Below are 19,170 nucleotides of genomic sequence, written 5' to 3'. Positions count from 1 at the left end.
CATGCTAGAGATATACGCAGGGAAAAACGCTTTAAAAACTATCCAAGAGCAAGGCTTTAAACAAGAGCTATTTACTAACTTTCTTGGCGCGAGTGGCGGGCCAAAATGGTTTATCTTATTTGGTCTAGATAAATACCTCTTTGGGGATTTTTTCAAAAATAGAAGTGCAGAGCTTAATTTAATCGGTTCAAGTGCTGGCGCCTTTCGCGCTGCAGCATTAACACAAAATGATCCAGTACAAGCTATTGAACGCTTAGCTTATACCTATGCAAATACGGTTTACTCAGCCAAACCGAGTCCACAAGAGATATCTAAGCAAGCTGTTTTTATTGTTGACCAACTATTTGCTGAAAATGGCACTAATGAGATCATCAACAATAATGTGTTCAAGGCTCATTTTCTAGTCGCTAAATGTAATGGCTTAACTTCCTTTGATAATAAAATTATGCAGGGTGCTGGTTTAATTAATAGCATGCTGCTGAATAAAATTGATAGAAGGCTGCTCGGCAAGCAATATCAACGCTATATTTTTCAACACCCAAACAGTAATTTGATCATCAAGGATCCGTATAATTTCAGCAACGTGTACGAAACGCTAACTCCTGACAATATTAAAAGTGCCTTACTGGCTTCAGGTTCAATTCCTATGGTGATGTCAGGTATAAAGGATATTAAGGGTTCAAAAAATGGTACCTACCGAGATGGCGGTATAATTGATTATCATTTTGACTTTTCATTAAGCAGCAACAGATCTGACAAACAAAGAACCAGTAAACGCAGCCCAGAAAATGGCACTACAGAATCAAGGCACGAACTTACGCTTTATCCACATTTTAGCTCCGAGCCTAAAGCAGGATGGTTTGATAAAAGTTCAAGCAGAAAAGTATTAGCCAGTAGTTATGAAAACACAGTTTTATTAGCGCCCTCAGAGAAGTTTATACAATCTCTACCTTATGGGAAAATCCCCGATAGAACCGACTTTACCAAACTTGATGCACCAACAAGGATTAAGTATTGGTTAAAAGTTTTAGAGGAAACAGATAAATTAGCTGAATGTTTTAATGAGTTTGTGATCAAGCAGGATATAACGAAAATAAAGGCATTCCAGCCTTAGTTCTCAACGTCGTCATTCCAAATGATAATCCGTCATTCCCGAAGTATCTGATCGGGAATCCATGATATTCGCCTCTAATTACTACTGAGTTTATACTACACCGAAGGAGTAACGTTTGAACGAGCTCTAAATCGGGCAATTAAACTCTGGCTAGAAGCAGAGAGTAAATCATCTTCAGCCCCATCTATAGCAGATAAGATTCGGGTTCCTAACTGCTTTCCTAATTCAACGCCCCATTGGTCAAAGGAATTCACTTGCCATAAAACCCCTTGAACAAATATTTTATGTTCGTATAGCGCGAGCAGAGAACCGATGGTTTCAGGAGTTAATAAGTCCATAACCAGCGTATTACTTGGAGTATTACCTTTCATGGTTTTATGCGGAGCAATGAGTGATATTTCAGCGGTAGATAAAGCACTCATCTCTAGCTCACTTTCTACTTGTGTTAATGTTTTTCCCTGCATTAAGGCTTCACTTTGCGCAAAACAATTGGCAACAAGTACTTTATGATTTTCGGTATATTGGCTTCGACCTTTTAAGGCAACAATAAAATCTGTTGGAATGATGTCATCACTTTGATGCATTAACTGCATGAAAGCATGCTGGCCGTTAGTGCCCTCTTGACCAAAAACAACAGGCGCCGTTAACCAAGAAAGTTTATCTCCTGATTTTGATACCGACTTACCATTACTTTCCATGTCTGTTTGTTGTAAATAGCCAGGTAAAGCTCTTAACGAATGGGCATAAGGTAAAATGGCTAAAGTCGGGTACTCAAGTGCATTACGATTCCAAATGCCAAGCAATGCCATAATAACCGGCATATTGTTTTTAAAGTCAGTTGATTTAAAGTGCACATCCATCTCGTATGCACCTTGTTTCAATTTATTAAAGTTATCATTACCAATGGCAAGAGCAAGGGGTAACCCTACCGTTGACCAAATGGAAAAGCGTCCTCCCACCCAATCCCACATCGGCAGAATATGTTTTATATTAATTCCAAATTCTTTCGCTGCTTCAATATTACTACTCACTGCAAACCATTGTTTCTCAATGATTAAAGGTACATTATTAAGCTCTAGATCTTTTACAGACGCACAAGATAACATCCATTGCTTGACAGCTTTTGCATTTAGCATGGTTTCTTGCGTGGTAAAGGTTTTCGAAATCACGACAACGAGGGTTGTTTCAAAATTTAATGTTTTAAGTTTTTCTTCAAGTGCTCCGCCATCAACATTTGCTATTACATGAACAGATAAAGCTAAATCACGGTAATGCTCTAAGGCTGATAAACTTACTTTCACGCCATAATATGAGCCACCAATACCAATAGCTAAAACATCGGTAAAGCGCTGCCCCGTATGACTAGTAAGAATACCTTTTTGTACATCATTAACTACTTTGGCCATTTGCAGTTCAGCTGCTTCAACCTCATTAGCAAGTGTATCACCGAGTATCTGTTGCTTAATTACCTGTGGAGCTCTTAATATTGTATGCAATACAGAACGCCCTTCTGTATTATTAATCTTATCGCCATTAAATTGCCCGGTAATACTTTCTGATAGACCAACATCTTCAGCTATTTCAATTAATTGCTCTAGTTCAACATCAGTGATATTTTGCTTGGAGTAATCTAAATATAAATGAGATGTTGATAAAGAAAAGTCATTGGCACGTTCTTTTTGATCGAACAATGAAACAATTGAACGCGTTTTAGCGCAATGGGCAAGAGAGCTTAATTTTTTAATATCCATATTATTTGAAGTATTCTTTTGTTAGCTTGATGTTTACTAGGATTGTCTCTGAACTTATATCGAAAAGTAGACTACACCCTATTATTAAATAGTAATAATAAAGTGTTAGTAAGTTAACTCAAGTTATTTATAAGATATATATTAATTGCAGTAACGAGCCTGTAACAAATACTAGCTGCACTCGGTAGTCGTCATTCCCGAAGTATCTGATCGGGAATCCATAGCCTTATCTCATCACTTAAATTCTACTGTCTTCTCGATACAGCCAGACCTCTTCCTCCTCGGTGATAAAAGGACATAACCCTATACTCATTCCGGCAGTTACTGAAGTCGGAATCAAAAGCTCTTTAACTATTAACAATTTCCTGCAAATACGCTTTAAAATCATCAGCCAACTCGGGATGACGTAAACCGTACTCAACATTAGCTTTCATATAACCCAACTTAGAACCGCAATCATGTGACTTACCTGTCATATGAAAAGCCTCAACTGTTTCAATTTTCATTAAACTAGCAATTGCATCTGTAAGCTGGATTTCGTCTCCTGCACCAGGAGGCGTAAATTCAAGCATATCCCAAATTTTCTCTGATAGCACATAACGGCCAACCACAGCTAAATTGGAAGGTGCTTCATCAACTGGAGGTTTCTCAACAACTGCAGTCATAGCTTTAGACTCACCCGCTACAAGTTCATGACCTTTACAATCGGCCACACCATAATTACTAACCATATTTATAGGAACAGGCTCAACCATAATTTGACTGTGCCCAACCTCATAATAACGAGTAAGCATCGCTGCTAAATTTTCAGTTTTTAAATCGCTACTAGCATCATCTAAAATCACGTCAGGTAAAACTACAACAAATGGTGACTCACCAATAATCGGACGTGCTTTTAAAACAGCATGACCTAAGCCCTTAGCTTCACCTTGGCGTACATGCATGATAGTAACGCCTTTAGGGCAAATAGCTTGTATTTCATCTAATATTTGGCGTTTGACACGTTTTTCAAGCGTTGTTTCAAGCTCAAATGACTTATCAAAGTGATTCTCAATGGCATTTTTTGAAGAATGCGTTACTAAGACTATCTCTTTAATACCTGCGGCCACACATTCATCTACTATGTATTGGATCATAGGTTTATCGACGATCGGTAACATTTCTTTAGGGATAGCTTTTGTGGCTGGTAACATACGTGTACCTAAACCTGCTACGGGGATAACTGCTTTTGTTATTTTGTTATTCATTAACTTTCCATATTAAAATATATTATGAGATTCTAATCACTACCGAACAAATCACGTGTATAAACTTTATCAGCTACATCACTTAGTTCATCAGCCATACGATTAGATACAATTACATCAGATGTTTTTTTAAACTCAGCCAAATCAGTAATCACACGAGAATGAAAAAATTCAGCCTCATTCAATTCAGGCTCATAAACAACAACTTCAATACCCTTGGCTTTAATGCGTTTCATGATGCCTTGAATACTAGATGCTCGGAAGTTGTCTGAACCGCTTTTCAAAATTAAACGGTACACACCAACAATTTTAGTATTTCGTTTAACGATAGAAGACGCCACATGATCTTTACGGGTAGTATTAGCATCAACAATGGCGCAAATCAATGAGTTAGGAACATCTTTATAGTTAGCACGTAATTGCTTAGTATCTTTAGGTAAACAATAGCCGCCGTAACCAAAAGAAGGGTTATTATAATGACCACCAATACAGAGATCTAACCCTACACCTTCAATAATATGCCTGCTATCCAATCCATGTGCTTCAGCATAAGTATCTAACTCATTAAAGTACGCAACACATATAGCTAAATAGGTATTTGAAAATAATTTAACAGCTTCATCTTCTGTTGAATCAGTGAACAAAATATCTATATCTTGCTTTATTACACCTTTTGCGAATAGATTAGCAAACACTTCAGCTCGCTCTGACTGCTCATCGACGATTATTCTTGAAGGATGTAAATTATCATAAAGCGCCTTATCTTCACGTAAAAATTAAGGGGAAACATTAGGTTATTACAACCCAGCTCTTCTTTAATACGTTCTGTATAACCAAAAGGCACTGTTGACTTTATAACCATTACTGCTGAAGGATTGATCTCTATTACGTCTTTAATTACAGTTTCTACAGATGAGGTATTAAAATAATTCGTTTCAGGGTCATAATCGGTAGATGTTGCTATTATTACATAATCAGCATCCCCATAAGCAGCAACTTTATCAAGCGTAGCTTTTAGGCTTAATTTCTTATTCAATAAATAATATTTAATTTCTACATCAGCAACGGATAAATTTATTATTAATTAAATTTATTTACGAAACACTGCTCGCCATGCATAAAAACAAAAACAAACAATAGACTCATAAAATGGTAATTTTTCAACTTCTCTATAAATTTGCCACTGCCTTTTAGCTTTCTTGAATTTATTTCTAGAGATAGAGTTTTTACAAACGCGATATTTAGTTAAAACTTTAGGGAAGTGGTGTGCAACCTCAACTTTTTTAAGTAATAACAACCAAGTGGCATAATCCTGACCAGTCCGAAGAAGAGGCATTTTAAATTCACCTACTAACTTAGAAGATAGAATAACTGTAGAACAGCCAATAGTGGCTTTCTTACGCAACATATCGTTATACGTTAATACTGGGGGTATATTGGCATCGACATACTTGCCTAAAGGAATTCCATTTTCGTTCATAAGCTCATAAGAAGTAAATGAAATTGCACTGTTATGCTCCGCAATGAAGTGTATGTGCTTTTCTAACTTGTTGTGTGCCCAAAGATCATCAGAGTCAATAAAAGCAATATACATCCCCTTAGCTTGTGAAATACATTTATTACGGCTAATAGCCGCTCCTTGATTAACTTCATTAATACTGTAAAAAATATTATTATACCTTTCAGAATAATCTCTTAAAATATCACTTGTATTATCGGTAGATGAATCATCCGTTATTATTAACTCCCAATTACCGTATGTTTGACAGCAAATAGAGTCTAAGGTTTCCCGAAGAAACTTTTCTGAATTATATGTTGCCATGATAATAGATACAGAAGGTTCATTTATATTCATTTATATTTCCAATTTGTACGATAGTTAATTAGAGTTAGTCTTACAGATCAAAATATTTCAAATAAACTTCATTATATTTATTTGCAATAACTTTAATATTATACGTTTTACTGTGTAAGATTAATGTCTGACTTTCAATCAATTTCAAGGCATTGATTTCAGCTGATTCAATATTCTCATAATAAAAGCTGATATCAAATTCGTTAGTATCTTTAGGTAATAAACTTTTTGATAAAAGGTCATCATCTCGAACAATTGGAGTTATATTAAATGATATTGCTTCGAGTAGGACATTTGGCATCCCTTCACTTTTTGAAAGAAAAATAATAAACCTTGAAATTTTATATATTACATTTAACTGTTCGGTTGTTAAATTTCCTAGAAAAGAAATATGCTCGCAATTGTTAATACTTTCCATACATTCCCTAGAGTAAAATTCATCCCCTTCTGAATTCTGAGTATTTAATGGTCCAATAATAAATAATTTATAGCCCCGAGATAAAAAAACATCCTTAAAAAACTGAATACCTAAAAGTGTGTTTTTTCTTGGTATTACAGCACCAACAATAATGATTATTCGTTGCTTTTCTTCCATTAGTTCGTTTGAGGTTGGACAATGTATCCCATTAGGTATTTTATCAATAGGAACAGTTAAACTATGCTGGATATTTTTATTATGTATTTGTGTAGTTAGAGAATTATTAAAAGTAATCTTTGATAAAAGAAAGCGATTGATAAATTTAGATTTACCATTCAAAAGTGTGTCGAAATCATCTTTCCCGTCTAATGTCGACTTTAATAGTATCTTCTTTTTCAATAAATATGCGGATATTAATGCATCCCTATGAAATCCATGTAAATGAACCAATTTGACTTTGTAACGAAGAAAAAAGTATATAAACTGTAACAGCCTTATTATTCCTCCCCCCCTAATATTTATTACTGAAAAATTTAAACGGTCATCCTTTACATGAATTTTACTAAACTTAAATTTAGAATTAGTGATTACGTTAAAAAATATGATGTTATGACGACCCAAAGATGATGCGAGTTTTTTTGCTTGGGAGGCTGCTCCACTATAAGAAAAATAATTATACACAATATAAGAAATCATAAAGTTCTCTTTTGATAAAAGGAAAATGGAAAATATAAAAACATCCAAAAGTATAATGAAAAAGGGAAGTTACGATGTAAATCATTCCCTAACGACATAAATAACATAGATAAAATAGAAAAAAAGATGAATTTATTTTCAGGAATAGATATTCGGTATACAGTTATATTCTTTTTCAACCTAACTAAAGAAAATAAAATAATCATTACCAATAAAAGCAAACCAATAACACCAAAATCAATCATAAAAGATATTAATGTATTCTCAACTAAAATCCCGCCCATACTTAGCGTAGGATTTGAGCTACCCACCCCTAAACCAAATAAAATCACACCTTGATTATTTAGGGTGTTAATTGCAACTTTCCAATGTTCAATTCTAGAGTTTTCAGTAAAAGCACTCAAGGAGGATAAGCCAGATACGCGATCAAGAAAAAAACCAAAAGAGTAAAGTATTTCATCGATATAAATTGTAAATATTACTGAGATCACGAGTATAAAAAAAATAAAATAATTTTTAAAATAATTAAATCGATTAATAAGCAAAAGTAAAAAAACCAAAATAAAGCATATTATTGACAAACGGCTCAAAGTAAGGGCACAACAAAAAAAATACAAACTAATTAACAAAAAAAATATTTGTTTATTCACTTTATGGGTTTCATTCATGTAATTGAGAGTAATTAAACCTAAGCAACATAGAACACCAAAATTAATGGGATTTAAAGCTAAGGAGATCAACCTACTACCAACAGCTAGTTGGTTATTACCTATTAATTGTTTCTCAATTCCATAAAATAATGTGATAACCCTTTCATCAAAAAACTCAACCACACCTACTATGGCAAACAAAAAGACTTGAATAGTAATTATTTTGATGAGAGTAGTGACATTTATAGTGTACATATGCCTTGCATTATATAAAAGTAATGCTATTAACATATAACCTAATTGATACCTAGCACCATCTAATATCAAAGAAGAGGATAGCAGGTTGTAAAAATGAAATGATATATAAATAAATGCAAGAGCTAATACTGCCCCCCACTTATAAATACGACCACTTTTAACAATTAGTAACAATAAAGAAACAATAATTGTAACTTGCGTTACTTCTTTTACTGCTGATATAAAAGGAAATCTAAATGCTAAAAAACTTATAAAAGGAGCTATTATAAATAAAATAAAAAAAAGAAAATCAATAATGTTAGCTAGCTTAATCTTTTCTAACATTTATGAATCCATTATATAAACTTACCAATTTTTTAAATTTGTTCTTTTTATTTTTAAACAAGAAATTTTTAACCCAAAATGCGAGTACAAAAACAAAACCAAAATGAAATACCTTATTAAAAGCTGCACCACGTGCTGCTAATTCCTTATCATTTACCATAAGCTTGCCTGATGAATCCTCAGGGTGAACAACTAGATACTCGGGGAAATACACTATTTTCTTTTTTAAATCTAAAAGGGCTGAAATAAATAATAACTCTTCGCAAGCAGGAAGGTTCGTGCCTAAACCAAAAGACTCATCAAATCTATAACTAAGATCTGAATCTTTTTCTCTTTTAAGTATTATCTCAACAGAGCTTACCGATATAGCAGCAATTTTTGATAGTAACTCTTGTTTGTTTGAGTACTTTTTATGCGGTTTTCCTCCAGGGCTTCTTACCCTAGAGATAATTACATCTGAATCAGGATTCCTTTCAATAAAAGAAAGTAGATTCAAAAAACAGTTTTTATCATAATAGATGTCATCATCTGCAATTATCAAATATTTTGACGTTGAGTGCTTTATAGCGATATTTCTACTTCTCGTCAACCCTATACCATCATCAACAATAACCTTTAATTTGGATTGGTTAATTTTTAATAAATTGTTTCGTTGCTCAACTAACTCAGGAGTATCTCCGAGATCTAAAAGCTGTTGAACAACAATAAAAGAGACACATTCAATTCCATTTAAACTGTCAATTATTTTTTGAACACCTTGAATCCTGTCTCGTACAGTAGACACTAGGATTTGAAATTCCATAACTTCCCCCAAGCTAACTTATTTAATTAACTTTACACACGATAACTCAAACTAATGATATTATAAAAAATCACATACTGATTTAGCATATATCCACTCCAACGGTCTACTTACCCAAGGTAAGGTCTTCCAGCCTCCTTCGCACTCCTTATAGACAACCTGTGCTGTTTGATATGTATATGGACCAAAATGTGCACACTGGAACTCAATTACAAATGCCTTTCCTTTAGATATAACTATATCTAAAGACGCATACGGAGTATTTAGCGATGTAAAAAAATTTTTTGATTTATCCAGTATTTCGAATGGACACTCTGAAACAGCCTCAAATAAGGAGGAACCACTTGCTCTAAAATCACCCTTTTTAACACCTCTTTTCAATACAAAAAAAAGTTCACCAAAAATCAATACCTTATAATCACATTCCAAATCAGGAACAAAATCTTGTAAAACTAATGGGGTACTGTTATACGCATACTTCGCCATCGAAGTATTAAAACGCCAACCATTTAATAAATTTTGTTTAATCCAAAGTTTTGACGATTTAATTAGACGATTTAATTGGGAGTTCATCAATTCAACTTTTTGTTTTTTTTTGTAGAATCCTTTACTATCCTTTGATATAAAAACTCCGTGACTTCCTGCCCCTGCTGACTCTTTATATACAGTGTTTTTGTCAAAAGAGGCTGCATCAGAAGATAAGTATTGTTCATTTAAGTCATCACACCCTAGCCGCTTTTTCATTAATGACTGAAACCCTTTATTTTCATGAGCCAGCAACAACTCATACCTTGGAATAATTGTAGCCCCCTGACTCTCAATAAAATAGGCTTTATCTTCTAGGATTTTTTTCAAACATGAATTTTGAAAACTACCTGTAAAAAAAACACTTTCAGTCGATATGTCAGTACACTCTAGCTCATCTAAACAAACAAAAACCGCATCAACATCAAAATCATAAAAGTATTTAATTATCAATCCCTTATCTAAGCTATCCCATGGATAAAGGCCTTGACCAACAAACCCCTCATGCTCAATAATATTTACTTTACGATTCATTTAATTTCCTTAAAACGTCTAATTTTTTTACCTTAAAAGATAACCACGTAGCGACAATCAACTTAAATAGCATTGCAAATACAGTTCCATACAACACTCCGAAAATGCCAAAGTAGTGTATAGAAATCAAACTTATAACAGCATTTAACATTAATGATCCCATTGATATCTTAGATAGAATCTTTGTTTTCTTTGAATAACCTAAATGGACTGAGAATATCATGTATAAACAGTGGAACAATTGGGAAAGTATTAGCAATTCAACATATACTGATGCATTTTTAAAGTTTTCTCCTACAAAATACTCAAAAAATAAATCTGTGAATAAATATAAAACAATTGCAACTGCTATAAGTAATAAAGAATATATAGTAGCCTTAGTCCTATTTCCTAAATCGAATGGGTCACTATAATATGCGCGTGACCATTCTTTAGATATGGCAATTCCCAAAATAGATAAAATGGAACTGTACTGAAGAGCTATTGCAAACTCCCCAACATCACTTAAAGTCATAAAAGTTGAAATGATTAGTCGGTCAGAAGCAGTTATTAATGTTGATATAATTACATGGGGGATCAACCCTAGACCGAAAGATAAAAAGTCACGCTCTCTATTTATTTTAACTTCCAAACTAGACTTTTCTTCAGAGCCATTATTAATCAAGAATTTTTTAAATATATATCGCCATGACCAGTATGAAAAAGCTAGATTTGCCGATAATAATCCTATAATCCTAGAAATCCAACCTAACTCAAGAAAAACCAAACATAATATTGTTGATGAGAATAAAATTACAGTAAAAGTGATTTCAACGACCGCATAATTAATACTGTTACTTTTACTAAGTAAACATTGCATATAAGTTTGATATAAAACCGCAAGAACCGCCGCTAAGTATAAACAAAACACAGCAATAATAAATTCACCACCAAGGTACCAGTATGAAACAATACAACTTCCAGCAATCAAAATTCCAACAAATAAACACCAACGAAAAACAATAGATAGAAGATTGTGTACATCATCAGTTAACATTTTCTCGTTTTCGAAAGTCCAACGAAAGAAATAGTTTGGGAAGCCGATAGATAAAATTGGTATTAATAGGTTATATGCAACAACATACAAGCTAACTATCCCGTAATCTTCTGGAGACAAATACAGTGTTAATATTGGTATAAATAAAAGTGGTAATGATTTATTAATCCCTGTTGAAAAAATATAAATAAATAGGTTCAATATGGCCAACTATCTGATTGAAATTAAGGAACAAGTTTTTTTAAGAAACGTGAAATACCACGAGTCAAATTAACAACTGACTCAGCTTTAGATGATATATTTTTACCTTCAAAAGCCTTATAATGAATAGAAGAAATTAATAAATTGTCCAGTAGACAATGGTATTTATAGACCTTATCATCATTTACCTCGTAACCTCCCAGAATCTTGGTAACAGCATCTAATAAGTTTTTCTTAGACTTTATTTTAAATATACCTGGCATATCTTCATACCAAGCACGACCAAAAATAAGAGTAGGAGTTCCCCTTAAAACACTTTCCCAACCTATTGTTCCACTTATAGTTATAGTTGCAGATGCAAAATCTATCAGCTCAAATGTATCAAGACTTGGTGAAACAAAAAAAACTCTATTAGATATTTTTTCTATATCTTTATAAAAACTTAGACTTCGTCCTGCTTCGCCTTCAAAATCAGGATGAAATTGAGTCGTATGCTCTTTAACTAAAATATTTACATTTTCTGGAAAAATTTCAGCTAAATTCTTAATTATCTGTCTCTGCTCTGCATACGCCCCCCCCGTTGGGCAACTTGTTTCCTCTGGTTGGTAGTGCAATGCTACTAAAATATAAGGGGATTTATCATTATATGGTTTAACCCTCTGTAAATAAGCTTTTTTTAGTTGTTTTTTATATTTCCCCCCCCGAATTTTTTCAAGCTTTAATTGAATTTGATTATAGGTACTATCTTCTGGTGACATATACCTTTTCACTCTATATGTATTGGCTACTGTGAAACTTTTATAGATCAAAAGTGTTTTTCGAAAGGTACTGTAAAATTTATGAGGTATTGAGTTCAATGATTTTATTCTTTCATTCTGCTTAACCATATAGTCAGGTATAGCGTCATCATAACTCCCTCTAACCAATTCTATTTTAGTTTTCATACTTTTAGGCAAAGTATCATCACATTTAACTTTATCCTCAATTTGAGAGTTAATAAATTGCTTCATATAATTGGAAGTAGATTTTACATCATCAATAATAAAACTTTTATCTCCAAAAGGGGTCATTTGAAACATTAAAAACTTACAATTACTGATGTGAGAAGCTATATATAGAGCATAATCAAATACCCTATGTGGCACTGATGGAGATATTATTAAATCCAAATTATAATGGTCGATAATTCCAACCCAAGTTTCAATTAAGGAAATAAACCAATAGTTTCGGTCGGTAAAAGGGAAATGAGATCCAAGAGGATCAAGGCGATCAATCATTCTAATACCATTATTGATTTCAAATGAATACTTTTTTATCGTTTCTTCATCGAGTGAATAAGGTTGTACATTACGAGGAAAACCGATCCCTTTCCAGGCATCTTCAACAGTTTGTATAAAAGTGTCAGGAGTAATATTAACTGAATTTAACTTCTTAATATCTTCTTCCCATGCTATAAAATATGATGGGTTTATATCACAATCTATTTGGAGATTTTTAGATACGTCGATCCAAACATCAGTGATACAACAGCAATACAATGCATTCATAATGAAAAACCTTAACTAACTCAATGATAAAACTGAGACTTTTTATGATTGGTGGAAAATTAAACATCTATATTTAATTTTTACTCTAACTCTTTCTCTTTCTTATTATCCCTTAAACAAATGAACAGAGAGCCTATCCATTAGAAAATGTATTGTTTGTTAGGGATTAATACAGTATTTAAAAATAACGATTTCCATTATTTATCCATTATAAGTTCTACTTTGAATACTTCGGCTAATGGTTGATCATATAGGCCAATATCAATGACAGAAAAATATTTAACTAGCAATAGTGCTAGAACATATTTATTCCCTATATTTAGCATTTATGCTATGAGTTGATCAGGCTTTCCGGTACCGGTTTATTCACTATTTTGATTTTCTTAGGCATTAGGTTATAAATATATTGCTTAGTGGAGTGCCTTTCGTTAAATGTTTAACTGCTAACTTCCCAATTACTGAAGAAAGGTGTTTAGGTGGTAATCCATACCCGGGGCGAATACTTTTAACATTATCGTGAGTAAATTCCTCACCCGCCTTAATATCCTTTACAACATACAAAGAGCGCCTGAAAACCAAGTTACCTTTTTCACTTTCCTTTCGCTCATAATTAATTTTACCTAAAGCTTGCCATGCGGTTCTACTGTCTTTACAAAGTTGCGTTAACTCAGGTTTTTCGAGAGAAAAGCTGTCATCAGGACCACCACCATTTCTATCAAGTGTGACATGTTTTTCGATTAAACATGCACCTAAAACAACAGACGTTATTGCTGTTGTATTATCGATAGTATGGTCAGACAATCCGGTCAATACATCAAAACGTCCAGCCATATCAGGGATAGTAGCCAAGTTGTAATCCTGCGCGGGAGCAGGATAGCCACTAACACAATGCAGAACTACCAATTCCGTACAACCTGCATTTTTTGCAGTAGTAACTGCTTCTTGAATTTCTTCTTTATTGGCCATACCGGTTGAAATAATCATCGGTTTACCTGTTTTAGCAACATACTCGATTAAAGGTAAATCTATCGCTTCAAACGAAGCTATTTTATATGCAGGGGCACCAAGCTCTTCTAGCAAATCAACGGCTGTAGTATCAAAGGGTGAGCTAAAAATAGTTATACCCAATTCTTTAGCTTTGGCAAATAACGGTTTATGCCATTCCCACGGCATATGTGCCTCGGTATATAAATCATAAAGCGTTCGACCGTTCCATAAACCACCTTCAATTTTGAAGTCAGGTTTATCACAATCTATGGTTAACGTATCTTGTGTGTACGTTTGCAGCTTAATAGCATCAGCACCACATTTTTTAGCCATTTCAAGTATTTCAAATGCCCTATTAATATCGCCGTTATGGTTAGCCGATAATTCTGCAATAATATAAGGAGGAAAATCTGGTCCTATCTTTTGGCCAGCTATTTCAATATATTTATTATTATTTTTCATTGCTTGGTTTTACCTTTTCTAATTTAATTGCATAACGCTGTCCATTTAATTCAAAAAATGCTGGAAAGCGTTCACTATCACATACTCTGAGCAAATTAAATTGACTAGCTATCGAGTCATTAGGGTTTATCCTGCTATCTTCTGGTAGACGTTTAGGAAAGTAATAAGACTCTACTTTCGTGTCTTGCTCATAAGGAGTAATTGAGTCGTGTCCATAAACTGCCTGTTGTATTAATTGAATTTCGGCAGTAAATAGCTTTTGGTTTATTTCATCAAACAGCTCGGTTCCATCTAAGTGTATTTGTGTCTTCAACCAAATACGACCAGAATCTACCTTATCTTCAGCTTCGAGTAAGCTTAGCGTCAATACGTTATTGCAGTAAACTATTTCCCAAATATGAGGACTCCATCCTCTGCCTTTCGGCAAGTCACTAGCATGTAATACTAAGCAGTGATCAAATCGACTACGAATTTCTTGATTAATAATATCGGTACAGGACACGAGAAACAAAAACTCTCCTGAGTTTCGTAACTCTTTAGTACTATTTACTATTTCAATATCAATGTCAGATTGGTTATCACACCATCCCTTCATAACTGAATAAACAGGATGATTTTTATTACTTACTATAATAGAGACTTTAAGCACTTTAATTTATCACTTCTTCTATAATTCTTTGACAGCCTAGACCATCACATAAAGTTTTGGATTTTTTGCTAATCGAGTTATACAATTCTACGTTATTAATTAATGAATTAAACAGTTCAAAAAAACGTGCCCTAGTTATATCCGCCACTAATCCTAAATCTAATATAGCTCCAACTTCTGCTAAATTTTTTGAAATTGTCTTTTGATTTTCTGCAAGTACGATCGATAAAGTAGGTAACGACATGACACAACGTTCCCAGGAAGTAGAGCCTGCTGCACCGATACATACATCATGATTGGCCATTAGCTCTGCCATATTATTTACATCGACAAGTAAAGAAGTGTTGTGCATATGTGAAATTGTTACTTTCAAATATTCTAAATTAGGGTTCGAGTTACTTGTAACGACCGTTATCACTATTTTTTTCTTGTATATGTTCCTGCTATTTTCAAGAAATGAGAGTAGTCTCGATGTAACGTTATTCTTATCAACACCACCTAGCGACAGCAATACCTTAATATCAGCTTTTGGCAAACTTCTTTGAAATGACGCTGGGGCTTCAGTAAATTCTTTACGTATTAAAGCATATTGTGGCCCGATCAATAATTGAGCCTCGTCGGGTACCAGTGATAGATAATCCACTTCTGTTTTACCAAAAGTTTGATCAACTAACCAAGTGCATGCATGCGGACGATCACTTAAATCATCTACCACTAAAGTTTTAGCATATTGTGATAATTGTTTTTCCCATGGCGCAGCAAGAGCATAATGGTCAACAAGTATGAATAAAGGTGATTTACCTATTTTTTGTATTTCTTGTTCAATAGCAGCTCGGCATAATTTAGCGTCATCATCTTCCGAACCATCAAGCCATTTTGAATGTAAATAGCTATTATCAGGTGGCGATGATGATTCAGGTAAATAAATCACCTTACCTTTCAACTGATTTATTTTCAGTTCAATCAGTTCATTAGGGAATTTAGTTAGCAACAATGAGCTAACATTATTAAAATATAGCCATTCAGCTAAAGCTAAACAGCGCATTACGTGTCCAATGCCTATTTCTTTACTAGCATCAGCCCTAATAACAAACCAATCAGTCATCACTTTCCTGCATGAGTACTTCAAATAGCAACTCTGCTCTCTTCCAGTCTTCTAATGTATCAATATCTTGTACACGGTATGTTGGTAGTAGAAAAGGCATTGATTTTGAGCTGTGAAAGAATGGTTTATTTTGTTTGAATGCACAAACATGCCCAAAATAGAATTGACCTGCGTCGTGATACGCTTTTTCCAAGTCTTGAGAGCGAGTATTTTCATGTTCACGTTTAAACATATTACATAAACCATTCTCATCTATTTTGATTGCTCTTTGAATGGGAAATGAAAATTCAGTTGCACTGAAAACGTAATCGATATTAATTGAAGAGAGTATATTAGAAGCCTGAATCAGATCGTGAACTTGCACGAAAGGCGCTGTCGCATATAAACAACAAAGCTGACAATCATCAGTCAAAGAAAGCTCATTAATTGAGTGCTTAATAACATCCATCGTAGTAGCAAAATCATCTGATACACTTTCTGGACGCAAAAATGGAACCTCAGCACCATATTTTTTGGCAACTTCAGCAATCTCACTATCGTCAGTTGAAACAATGACACGATCAAAACATTCTGATTTTAATGCCGCTTCAATTGAATAAGCAATTAATGGCTTACCGTGAAAATTTTTGATGTTTTTTCGTGGTATACGCTTACTTCCACCACGTGCAGGTATTATTGCAATTTTCATAATAATTTATTAAGTACTACGGTCAAAACTGCTACAACTTTATCTTGTTGCTCTTGAGTCATGGTATGAAACAAAGGAATACTTATTGCGTCAGTATAATAATTTTCAGACTCTATAAATTGACCTTCGACAAAACCAAGCTCTTTATAATACGGCTGTGTATGAACGGGTATATAATGCAAATTAACCCCAATACCTCTTAGACGTAATTGTTCAAAAACTTCTTTATGTGATAAAGCTATTTCATTTAATTTCAATCGAATAACATATAAATGACGACCTGAATATGAGTCATCACTTTGTTTAGGTGTAATTAAAGGAAGATCTTTAAGTAGTTGATCATAATTAGCGGCAAGCGTGTTACGCGTTGCAACAAAGTCGTGCAAACGTGACATTTGGCTTACACCTAATGCTGCTTGCATTTCTGTCATGCGGTAGTTAAAACCTAGTGCTATCTGTTCGTAGTACCAACCGCCATGACTTTGCTCTGTCATTAACGAAGCATCACGGGTGATACCATGGCTTCTTAATAACTCCATTTTCTGTGCTAAAGCTGGGTTATTGGTAGTGGCAACACCACCTTCAGCGGTAGTGACTATTTTAACCGGATGAAAACTAAAAATGGTAATGTCGCTATATTCACAATTACCGATTGGATTACTTTTATATTTGCCACCAATAGCATGTGATGCATCTTCGATGATCGAAAAACCATATTCTTTACCAAGTTTATGAATTTTATCCATTTCACAAGGTTGCCCACATAAGTGAACGGGAATTACAACTTTAGGTAATAGTAAATCATTAGCTTTAGCATGAATAAGTTTCTGCTCAAGCTTATCGGTGCACAAGTTATATGTATCACTATTGATATCAACAAAATCGATATTCGCACCACAATATAAGGCACAATTTGCCGAGGCAACAAAGGTAATAGGAGTAGTCCAAACAACATCCCCTAAACCAACGCCTAACGCTAAACAGGCAATATGTAATGCTGAAGTCGCAGAATTCACCGCTAAAGCATATTCAGCATTCACGGCTTTCTTTATTGATTCTTCAAATAAAGGCACTTGTGGGCCTTGTGTTAAAAAATCAGATTTTAACACATCAACAACAGCGTCAATGTCTTGCTGTGTAATTTCTTGCTTTCCGTAAGGGATCATACTCTTATCAACGCTCTAGTAACTTATACAGTAAAGTTTGGATCAACATGCTCAATAATTAAATTGCGTAATGATTCGACCGTTTCCCATTCTGTATTAGTACCAGAATTATACTTAAAACCAAACGGTACTTTCACTGCTTTATGATGCGTAATAAAATCATCGACCGAATGTGTAAATGAAACAGAAGGTAAAATGGCATAATACTTACCAAGATCGATGGTATTCAAAGAATCTGTATCAGTGATCATTTCTTCATGAAGTTTTTCACCTGGACGGATCCCAACATCGCGAGTTTCACAATCAGGGGCTATTGCCGTTGCGATATCTGTTATTTTATAAGAAGGTATTTTAGGAATGAAAATCTCACCACCCAAATGATGTTCAATTGCGTACATCACCATATTTACACCATCTTGCAATGAGATATTAAAGCGTGTCATTTCCATATGAGTGATAGGTAAAATCCCTTCTTTTTTCTTGTCTATAAAGAAAGGAATAACTGAACCACGTGAGCCCATAACGTTACCGTATCGAACTGCACTAAATTTTATATCTTTAGAGCCGCGTATATTATTAGCAGCGGCAAATAACTTATCTGATACTAACTTAGTTGCGCCATACAAATTAATAGGCGCACATGCTTTATCGGTTGATAACGCAACAACATCTTTAACTCCACACGCTAATGCCGCATGAATCACGTTTTCAGCACCATCAACATTTGTACGGATACATTCAGTTGGGTTATATTCAGCCGTATCAACTTGCTTAATAGCGGCAGCATGAATAATGACGTCTACACCCTCACAAGCTTGCGTGATCCGAGATCTGTCACGTACATCACCAATGAAAAAGCGAAGCTGGGGAAAGTCATATTCAGGGTATTTTTGCTTTATTATTGATTGCTTTAATTCATCTCGAGAAAAAATAATTATTTTTTTAACATCAGGATACCGGTCTAAAATGGTCTCAATAAATTTTTTACCAAAAGAGCCTGTGCCACCGGTAATTAATACTACTTTGTTATTTAACATAAAACATCCAATCTTTTTCGAGTAATTTAAATTAAGTTTTGTTGAATATTTTCAACAGATACACTCAGATAATTTCATCACCTGAGACAAATTTTGTCGTGATTGAGACACACTTTAG

Annotated in this window: 16 protein-coding genes and 1 pseudogene; 1 reads left to right on the top strand and 16 read right to left on the bottom strand. The window is 34.0% G+C overall.

The genetic code is table 11. From position 1 onward, the window contains the following. Position 1: 1 nt before the first annotated feature. The gene (locus tag CPS_RS09360; RefSeq protein ID WP_011042929.1) at positions 2-1,114 is read left to right on the top strand and encodes a patatin-like phospholipase family protein; all 1,113 of its coding nucleotides are present in this window, start codon (positions 2-4) and stop codon (positions 1,112-1,114) included. A 95-nt stretch (positions 1,115-1,209) separates the two neighbouring features. Here the strand turns inward: CPS_RS09360 and pgi are convergent, their stop codons facing one another. From pgi to pseB, 16 genes and pseudogenes are all read right to left on the bottom strand, one after another. After that, the gene (gene pgi / locus CPS_RS09355) at positions 1,210-2,865 is read right to left on the bottom strand and encodes a glucose-6-phosphate isomerase (protein ID WP_011042928.1); all 1,656 of its coding nucleotides are present in this window, start codon (positions 2,863-2,865) and stop codon (positions 1,210-1,212) included. Between the two features lie 347 nt (positions 2,866-3,212). After that, positions 3,213-4,112: a UTP--glucose-1-phosphate uridylyltransferase GalU gene (gene galU, locus CPS_RS09350; RefSeq protein WP_011042927.1), complete on the bottom strand. Its 900-nt coding sequence runs from the start codon at positions 4,110-4,112 to the stop codon at positions 3,213-3,215. 32 nt (positions 4,113-4,144) lie between these two features. Then, positions 4,145-5,178: pseudogene (locus CPS_RS09345) on the bottom strand (nucleotide sugar dehydrogenase); the annotation flags it as partial. 24 nt (positions 5,179-5,202) lie between these two features. After that, on the bottom strand, positions 5,203-5,967 hold the full coding sequence (locus tag CPS_RS09340) for a glycosyltransferase (protein WP_011042926.1): 765 nt from the start codon (positions 5,965-5,967) through the stop codon (positions 5,203-5,205). 40 nt (positions 5,968-6,007) lie between these two features. After that, positions 6,008-7,081 carry a glycosyltransferase gene (locus CPS_RS09335; protein WP_011042925.1) on the bottom strand — a complete coding sequence of 358 codons (1,074 nt, stop codon included), beginning with the start codon at positions 7,079-7,081 and terminating at the stop codon, positions 6,008-6,010. Beyond that, the gene (locus CPS_RS09330; protein WP_011042924.1) at positions 7,078-8,313 is read right to left on the bottom strand and encodes a hypothetical protein; all 1,236 of its coding nucleotides are present in this window, start codon (positions 8,311-8,313) and stop codon (positions 7,078-7,080) included. Before CPS_RS09330 ends, CPS_RS09335 begins: the two co-directional genes overlap by 4 nt. Beyond that, on the bottom strand, positions 8,297-9,115 hold the full coding sequence (locus CPS_RS09325) for a glycosyltransferase family 2 protein (RefSeq protein WP_011042923.1): 819 nt from the start codon (positions 9,113-9,115) through the stop codon (positions 8,297-8,299). The genes CPS_RS09330 and CPS_RS09325 overlap by 17 nt, the downstream gene beginning before the upstream one ends. A 60-nt stretch (positions 9,116-9,175) precedes the next feature. Then, complete coding sequence (locus CPS_RS09320) at positions 9,176-10,174, bottom strand: hypothetical protein (protein WP_011042922.1); 999 nt, start codon at positions 10,172-10,174, stop codon at positions 9,176-9,178. Next, positions 10,164-11,411 carry an oligosaccharide flippase family protein gene (locus tag CPS_RS09315; RefSeq protein ID WP_011042921.1) on the bottom strand — a complete coding sequence of 416 codons (1,248 nt, stop codon included), beginning with the start codon at positions 11,409-11,411 and terminating at the stop codon, positions 10,164-10,166. Before CPS_RS09315 ends, CPS_RS09320 begins: the two co-directional genes overlap by 11 nt. Positions 11,412-11,434: 23 nt before the next feature. After that, entirely contained in the window at positions 11,435-12,958 is a 1,524-nt protein-coding gene (locus CPS_RS09310) for a hypothetical protein (RefSeq protein ID WP_011042920.1), read from the bottom strand. Positions 12,959-13,348: 390 nt separating this feature from the next. Beyond that, complete coding sequence (gene pseI, locus CPS_RS09305; protein WP_011042918.1) at positions 13,349-14,407, bottom strand: pseudaminic acid synthase; 1,059 nt, start codon at positions 14,405-14,407, stop codon at positions 13,349-13,351. Continuing rightward, positions 14,397-15,056, bottom strand: a complete 660-nt coding sequence (locus tag CPS_RS09300; RefSeq protein WP_011042917.1) for a formyltransferase family protein — start codon at positions 15,054-15,056, stop codon at positions 14,397-14,399. Before CPS_RS09300 ends, pseI begins: the two co-directional genes overlap by 11 nt. Position 15,057: 1 nt before the next feature. Next, entirely contained in the window at positions 15,058-16,161 is a 1,104-nt protein-coding gene (pseG, locus tag CPS_RS09295; protein WP_011042916.1) for a UDP-2,4-diacetamido-2,4,6-trideoxy-beta-L-altropyranose hydrolase, read from the bottom strand. Continuing rightward, positions 16,154-16,849 (bottom strand): pseudaminic acid cytidylyltransferase, encoded by a 696-nt coding sequence (gene pseF, locus CPS_RS09290; protein ID WP_011042915.1) that lies wholly within the window; start codon positions 16,847-16,849, stop codon positions 16,154-16,156. The genes pseG and pseF overlap by 8 nt, the downstream gene beginning before the upstream one ends. Next, a complete protein-coding gene (gene pseC / locus CPS_RS09285; protein ID WP_011042914.1) occupies positions 16,846-18,015 on the bottom strand; it encodes a UDP-4-amino-4,6-dideoxy-N-acetyl-beta-L-altrosamine transaminase in 1,170 nt (389 codons plus the stop codon). The genes pseF and pseC overlap by 4 nt, the downstream gene beginning before the upstream one ends. 23 nt (positions 18,016-18,038) lie before the next feature. Further along, complete coding sequence (pseB, locus tag CPS_RS09280) at positions 18,039-19,052, bottom strand: UDP-N-acetylglucosamine 4,6-dehydratase (inverting) (RefSeq protein ID WP_011042913.1); 1,014 nt, start codon at positions 19,050-19,052, stop codon at positions 18,039-18,041. Positions 19,053-19,170: the final 118 nt, after the last annotated feature.

The organism is Colwellia psychrerythraea 34H, assembly GCF_000012325.1.
Taxonomy (GTDB): domain Bacteria; phylum Pseudomonadota; class Gammaproteobacteria; order Enterobacterales; family Alteromonadaceae; genus Colwellia; species Colwellia psychrerythraea_A.
Note: the sequence above shows the minus strand (reverse complement) of the source record. Positions and strands in the feature narration are given on the sequence as shown.

Excerpts from the sequence above, each read along its gene's own strand:
- CPS_RS09310 (WP_011042920.1), bottom strand. The coding sequence starts at position 12,958 with ATGAATGCATTGTATTGCTGTTGTATCACTGATGTTTGGATCGACGTA.
- CPS_RS09340 (WP_011042926.1), bottom strand. The coding sequence starts at position 5,967 with ATGAATATAAATGAACCTTCTGTATCTATTATCATGGCAACATATAAT.
- CPS_RS09330 (WP_011042924.1), bottom strand. The coding sequence starts at position 8,313 with ATGTTAGAAAAGATTAAGCTAGCTAACATTATTGATTTTCTTTTTTTT.
- CPS_RS09320 (WP_011042922.1), bottom strand. The coding sequence starts at position 10,174 with ATGAATCGTAAAGTAAATATTATTGAGCATGAGGGGTTTGTTGGTCAA.
- CPS_RS09335 (WP_011042925.1), bottom strand. The coding sequence starts at position 7,081 with ATGATTTCTTATATTGTGTATAATTATTTTTCTTATAGTGGAGCAGCC.
- pseC (WP_011042914.1), bottom strand. The coding sequence starts at position 18,015 with ATGATCCCTTACGGAAAGCAAGAAATTACACAGCAAGACATTGACGCT.
- pgi (WP_011042928.1), bottom strand. The coding sequence starts at position 2,865 with ATGGATATTAAAAAATTAAGCTCTCTTGCCCATTGCGCTAAAACGCGT.
- pseB (WP_011042913.1), bottom strand. The coding sequence starts at position 19,052 with ATGTTAAATAACAAAGTAGTATTAATTACCGGTGGCACAGGCTCTTTT.
- pseG (WP_011042916.1), bottom strand. The coding sequence starts at position 16,161 with ATGACTGATTGGTTTGTTATTAGGGCTGATGCTAGTAAAGAAATAGGC.
- pseI (WP_011042918.1), bottom strand. The coding sequence starts at position 14,407 with ATGAAAAATAATAATAAATATATTGAAATAGCTGGCCAAAAGATAGGA.
- galU (WP_011042927.1), bottom strand. The coding sequence starts at position 4,112 with ATGAATAACAAAATAACAAAAGCAGTTATCCCCGTAGCAGGTTTAGGT.
- pseF (WP_011042915.1), bottom strand. The coding sequence starts at position 16,849 with ATGAAAATTGCAATAATACCTGCACGTGGTGGAAGTAAGCGTATACCA.
- CPS_RS09325 (WP_011042923.1), bottom strand. The coding sequence starts at position 9,115 with ATGGAATTTCAAATCCTAGTGTCTACTGTACGAGACAGGATTCAAGGT.
- CPS_RS09360 (WP_011042929.1), top strand. The coding sequence starts at position 2 with ATGCTAGAGATATACGCAGGGAAAAACGCTTTAAAAACTATCCAAGAG.